The organism is Clostridium sp., assembly GCF_051278035.1.
Classification (GTDB): Bacteria; Bacillota; Clostridia; order Clostridiales; family Clostridiaceae; genus Clostridium_AD.
Window position 1 is genome coordinate 1 of the sequence record NZ_JBNMNU010000233.1, and the last position, 5,498, is coordinate 5,498.

Sequence of the window (5,498 nt, forward strand, 5' to 3'; positions counted from 1 at the left end):
TAATGATTATTTTTTTAGAAACCAATGCTAAATATTATACGAAAGTAAGATAAGAAATACATTTGCATTTTTATAATAATTGTTAAAGCAGTGAAGAAAGGACGGAGAATTTATTTGAATGATGAAAAAATAGTTTCACAGATAGTAGAACATCATAATAAAAAGAAAATTAAACGAAGTGGGGAGACAGGAATAACTTGGTGGCAACTGAGTCTCATTGGAATAGGTTCTATTGTTGGAGCTGGTTTCTTTTTAGGTACAAGTGTAGCCATTACATTAACTGGTCCATCTGTAATACTAGCATTTTTAATTGCTGGACTAATTGCGTATATCACTTTCAATGCATTAGCAGAAATGAAAATCAATGACCCAGCAACAGGATCTTTTAGGGATTATGCTAGAAAGGCTTTCGGAGACCATATTGGCTTTATCAGTGGTTGGATGTTTTGGGTCGCGGGTGTATTAATTATGTCTAGTGAAGTAACTGCACTATCTGTGTTTACACGCTATTGGTTTCCACAGATTCCGATATGGGTATTTTCCCTTATCTATTCTTCTTTAGGATTAGGCATTAATCTGCTTGGAGTAAAAGATTTCGGTAAAATTGAATCCCTTTTCGCTATAGTAAAAATTACAACCCTCGTTTTGTTTATTATCTTTGGTGTATTATTCATCCTTGGGTATGTGTCGCCTAATGGATCCGTGGCAGGAGGTTCAGTAATTTCATTATCTACACTTGATTGGTTTCCAAAAGGCATAAAAGGACTATGGTCTGCTATGATTTTTGCACTGTTTCCTTTCGCTGGAGTAGCAGTTGTAGGCGCAGCTACTAAAGAGTTAAAGCACAAAGAATCAATTCCTAAAGCTATTAATGCGCTAAATCTAGCTTTAATTGTTTTATATATTGCTTCACTTGTGATAATTTTAAAAATGGTGCATTGGCAGCAAATTCAGCTGAGCAAAAGTGCTTTTATAACCGCACTTTCTGCATTTAACTTTCCGTATATGACTTCTATTTTTAATATTGTTGTTATAAGCGCTGCATTTTCAACTTTTGTGGGGGCACTTTTTGCTATAACTAATGTATTATTATCTCTTGCAAAGGATCATGAGGCACCGAAAATAGTAATGAAAAAGAATAAAAAAGGTGTAAATGTTATTGCTCTTCTACTAGGCACAAGTGGTTTACTTATAACTATCTTATTATCTCTAGTATTACCAGCTACCATTTACGAGTATTTAACCACTGCAGCGGGTGTATTATTGATTGGAAATTGGATTATTATCTTAGCTGCACAAATAAAAATCCGAAAGAACTATCCTGTCCATGGTAATCTCAAAGGGAATATCAAAAGTAAAGAATTTAAAATGCTATTTGCACCATATAGTTCATATTTGGGCATTTTACTTATAATACTTGCTTTAATTGGAGCGACAATTAATCCAAACCAGCGTTTAGGATTAATTGTAAGTATAATCATTGTTTCAATCATTGCTATTTCTTATTTAATAGTAAAACCAATCATTAAAAGAAATCGAATGAATGCTTAAATAAAAAAGTACGTAACATGTAGAGTTTACATGTTACGTGCTTTTTTATTTTAAAGAGGTTTTTCACCTAAAGGTGGTTTTTACATTTCTTTTTTTATACCTCTACTCAAGGTATTTTCATAATCTATAAATTGGTATACATCCTCTTCAAATAAGTCACTAAAGCTCCTAAGATCATCTAAAGTTAAATCTTCAATAGCCTTATGTTCCTTCTCGCAGTGTATAACAATAGATCCTATAACTCCATGAGCATCTCTAAATGCAGCTCCTTTATTCACAAGATAATCTGCAGCTTCTGTAGCATTTAAAAAGCCTGTTTTAACTGCATTATACATATTATCCTTTTTAATCTTTAATGAACCTAACATTCCAGTCATTATTTTTATAGATTTTAAAACTGTGTCAGCTCCATCAAAAAAAGGTTCCTTATCTTCTTGCATGTCTTTATTATAAGCCAGTGGAATACCTTTCATAGTGGTAAGTAAACTCATTAGATCTCCGTATACTCTCCCAGTTTTTCCTCTTACGAGTTCTGCTGCATCTGGATTTCTTTTTTGAGGCATTATGCTACTACCTGTAGAGAATTCATCACTAATTTCAATAAAATTGAATTCTTTACTACTCCATAAAACAAGTTCCTCACTAAGTCTACTAAGATGCATCATTATTATAGAAAAATTAGACAAAAGCTCCAATAAATAATCCCTGTCACTTACTCCGTCCATAAAATTATCTACTGGTTTTTTAAAATCAAGTTCTCTAGTTGTAAATGCTCTATCCGTATCATAAGTGGTACCTGCTAAGGCGCAACATCCAAGTGGATTCTCATCCATGATATCTACAGCGCTTAAAATCCTTTTTACATCTCTCCCTAACATATTATAGTATGCCATAATATGCTGTTTGAAGGTCACCGGTTGTGCCCTTTGTAGATGTGTATAACCTGGCATTATAGCCACATTATCATTCCCTAATTTTTCAATGGTACACAAAATTATATTAAGGTTTTCAATAACCTCCAGGGCCTTATGTTTTGAATATAAGCGCATATCAACTGCGACCTGGTCGTTTCTACTTCTGGCTGTGTGAAGTTTTTTACCTACATCTCCTATAAGCTGTGTAAGTTGTATTTCCATAAAGCTGTGAATATCTTCATAGTCACCTTCAATTTTAAGTTTACCTTGTTCAATATCAGAAAGAATAGAATTTAGACCATTAACTATAGTTGTACACTCTTCATGAGTTAAAATGTTACATTTAGCAAGCATTTTAACATGTGCTACACTTCCTATAATGTCCTCATAATATAATCTTTTATCAAAGCTTAGAGAACTATTAAAGTCCTCCATAAGCTTGCTTTCGTTACCTTCAAATCTTCCGCCCCAAAGTTTCATATAAATCACCTACATAACTTTCTATAAATTTGTATTTTTCCTTAGAAGTTGTTTAAATTTTTGTATGCTTTTATTTTGCTTGGTAATGCAAATAAATTTATAAATCCTTCTGCATCCTTATGGTCATATAGTACACTTGAACCAAAAGATGATATACTTTCATCATATAGTGCATTAGGTGATTCTTTACTTGCTACCATGATATTACCTTTATATAGCATTAATTTAACAGAGCCTGTTACTGTCTCTTGAGTTTTATCTATAAATGCATCAAGTGATTCTCTCATAGTAGTAAACCAAAGTCCGTCATAAACTAATTCTCCATATTTCTGTGATATTGAATATTTAAAGTGGAGTGTATCTTTATCTATAGTTATTTCTTCTAATTCTTTATGGGCTGCATAAAGAACAGTACCACCAGGAGTTTCATATATTCCTCTGGATTTCATACCTACAAGTCTATTTTCTACTAAATCTACAATTCCTATTCCGTTTTCTCCACCAATTTTATTTAATACTGTAACTATATCTATTGGTTCGAGCTCGATTCCATCAACTTTTTTCGCAATTCCTTTTTCAAAATATATATCTACATATGTAGCTTCATCTTTAGCTTTTTCTGGAGGTGTAACCATAAGATACATATCTCTTTTATGATCATTTTTAAAGTCTTCAATATCTCCACCTTCATGACTTGCATGCCATAAATTTTGATCAACTGAATAAATTTTTTCTTTAGTAACTGATATTTCAATACCTCTAGCGTTTGCATAATCTATTGCGTCTTCTCTTGATTTTATATCCCAAATTCTCCAAGGAGCAATAATCTTAATAGATGGATCTATAGCAGCTATGGCAACCTCAAATCTAACTTGATCATTTCCTTTACCAGTACAACCGTGGCATATATAAGTTGCTCCTTCTTTATGAGCAATTTCTACAAGTTTTTTAGCAATTAATGGTCTTGCAAATGCTGTCCCTAATAAATATTTTCCTTCGTAAGTAGCATTTGCTTTAACACCTTTAAACACATAATCTTTGATGAATTCAGCTGTTACGTTCTCAACATATATTTTCTGAGCTCCGGAACTTAATGCCTTTTTCTCAATTGCCTTCATATCATCCTCTTGTCCCACATTAATGCAAGCTGCTACAACATCCATATCATAATTTTCCTTAAGCCAAGCTATTATAATAGAGGTATCAAGTCCTCCTGAATATGCTAAAACCACTTTTTCTTTCATTTTAATATCCCCTTTCGAATTTGTTTCTTTTATATTTTAATATTCTAAGACTTATCTAATTATTTAATTGAAATCTCATTAGTTCGCCGGTCTTTATAATAAGTCCAAAATTGATCTGATACAGTTAATACAATTGATATATTTTTTTTCATTTGTACCACTTCCTCATATATAAAATAACCTCAATGTATATTTATACAGTTTTATGTATAAATTTTATTCCCCTTAGTTATTAGTTGTTTTGTTCTTTTCAACAATCACTGTTGAGTTAACTAGCTTCTTTTTATTTATTATATATCACATTTAATAATAACACAATACTTATTCTAAATATTTATTCATTTATCTATAATATTTATGCATGTTATACTAAAAAACACGTAGCAAGTGTTGAATTACCTGCTACGTGTTCAATACGATTTTTTTTTTACTAGTCTACAATATTAAATACTTCTAAATTTGCACTCATAATATTTTTCCTTAGAAGGTCAACTATCGCCTTCGCAGTATCTAATGATGTAATAACTAAAGTGCCTCTCTCAATAGCTGTTCTTCTAATTCTAAATCCATCCGTCTTGGAATCATTTCCTTTGGTTGGTGTATTTATTACAAAATCAACCGTTCTACTTTTTATTATATTAGGTGTTCCTTCTGAAATCTTTTTAACTTCCGAGGCCTCAATACCACTTTCTTTTAGTAACTTGGCCGTACCTGTCGTAGCTATAAATTTATAATTAAGTTCACTAAATGCCTTGGCTATATACAAAAACTCGTCTTTATCCTGTGGGTTTATTGTTGCTAAGATAACCCCATTATCTCGTTTAATCTTCATTCCCGAAGCTATAAGGCCTTTATATAGAGCTTCATCAAAATTTCTTCCTATTCCTAGCACTTCTCCTGTAGACCTCATTTCTGGTCCTAGACACACCTCCACTTCTGGAAGTTTTTCAGTTGAGAATACTGGAACCTTTACTGACACAAGTTCTGGTTCTTTATATACTCCATTACCATACCCTAAATCTTTTAATTTTTCCCCCAGCATAACTCTTGTTGCAAGCTCTACAATTGGAACTTTGCTAACCTTACTTATATACGGAACTGTACGACTAGCTCTTGGATTAACCTCAATTATATATAACTCACCTTTAAATTCTATAAATTGAATATTTATCATGCCTATTACTTTTAGTCCTCGTGCAACCTTTTTAGTATATTCTAATATTTTTTCTTTTATAGTTTTAGATATGTTTCGACTTGGATATATTGTAATGCTATCTCCAGAATGAACCCCTGCTCGCTCTAGATGCTC

4 protein-coding genes are annotated in these 5,498 nt (G+C 32.1%); 1 reads left to right on the forward strand and 3 read right to left on the reverse strand.

Annotation, left to right across the window (positions count from 1 at the left end):
- Positions 1–114 precede the first annotated feature (114 nt).
- On the forward strand, positions 115–1,551 hold the full coding sequence (locus ACJAX4_RS21760; RefSeq protein ID WP_435791533.1) for an amino acid permease: 1,437 nt from the start codon (positions 115–117) through the stop codon (positions 1,549–1,551).
- 80 nt (positions 1,552–1,631) lie between these two features.
- On the opposite strand, the gene argH is transcribed toward ACJAX4_RS21760, so the two are convergent.
- The 3 genes from argH to ACJAX4_RS21775 all read right to left on the reverse strand — a co-directional run.
- Positions 1,632–2,945 (reverse strand): argininosuccinate lyase, encoded by a 1,314-nt coding sequence (gene argH, locus ACJAX4_RS21765; RefSeq protein WP_435791534.1) that lies wholly within the window; start codon positions 2,943–2,945, stop codon positions 1,632–1,634.
- 41 nt (positions 2,946–2,986) lie between these two features.
- Positions 2,987–4,189 carry an argininosuccinate synthase gene (locus tag ACJAX4_RS21770; protein ID WP_435791535.1) on the reverse strand — a complete coding sequence of 401 codons (1,203 nt, stop codon included), beginning with the start codon at positions 4,187–4,189 and terminating at the stop codon, positions 2,987–2,989.
- A gap of 430 nt (positions 4,190–4,619) precedes the next feature.
- Positions 4,620–5,498, reverse strand: an 879-nt coding sequence (locus ACJAX4_RS21775) for an ATP-grasp domain-containing protein (protein WP_435791536.1), incomplete at its 5' end; no start/stop codon positions are given.

Coding starts and splice junctions, on each gene's coding strand:
- argH (WP_435791534.1), bottom strand. CDS start 2,945: ATGAAACTTTGGGGCGGAAGATTTGAAGGTAACGAAAGCAAGCTTATG.
- ACJAX4_RS21770 (WP_435791535.1), bottom strand. CDS start 4,189: ATGAAAGAAAAAGTGGTTTTAGCATATTCAGGAGGACTTGATACCTCT.